Genomic DNA, 457 nt, shown 5'->3' with positions numbered 1-457 from the left:
GACCCGATCGTGCTGGCACACGGGCGCGCCCTGCTGGCCGAGGACGCCTCCACCACGGTGATCACTGCCGACATCACCGACCCCGAGGCCATCCTGGCCGCCGAGGAGACCCGCACCCGTCTGGACTTCAGCCGCCCCATCGCGGTGCTGCTGTTCTCCATCCCGCACTGCATCCCCGACGACGACGCCGCCCGCCGCGCCGTGCGCGGCTGCCTCGACCACACCGTGTCCGGCAGCTACCTCGCCCTCTCCCATATCGTGGCGGACGATGCCGAGGTGCGTGCCGCGGCCAACCAGTTCGTCGCCGAGCTGGGAATGCCGTGGAAGACCCGCGCCCCGGAGGAGGTGGCGGGCTGGCTGACGGATCTGGAGCCGGTCGATCCGGGCCTGGGGGATATCACCCGCTGGCGTCCTGACCCGAACCAGCCGCCGTTGCCGGACCCGCACCCCATCTGTC

Annotated in this window: 1 protein-coding gene; it reads left to right on the top strand. The window is 71.8% G+C overall.

What is annotated here, in order from left to right; translation table 11 throughout:
- Window positions 1–457, top strand: a 457-nt coding sequence (locus RIF23_RS20705) for an SAM-dependent methyltransferase (RefSeq protein WP_310914315.1), incomplete at both ends; no start/stop codon positions are given.

It is taken from the genome of Lipingzhangella rawalii, from assembly GCF_031628175.1.
GTDB lineage: Bacteria > Actinomycetota > Actinomycetes > Streptosporangiales > Streptosporangiaceae > Lipingzhangella_A > Lipingzhangella_A rawalii.
Note: the sequence above shows the minus strand (reverse complement) of the source record. Positions and strands in the feature narration are given on the sequence as shown.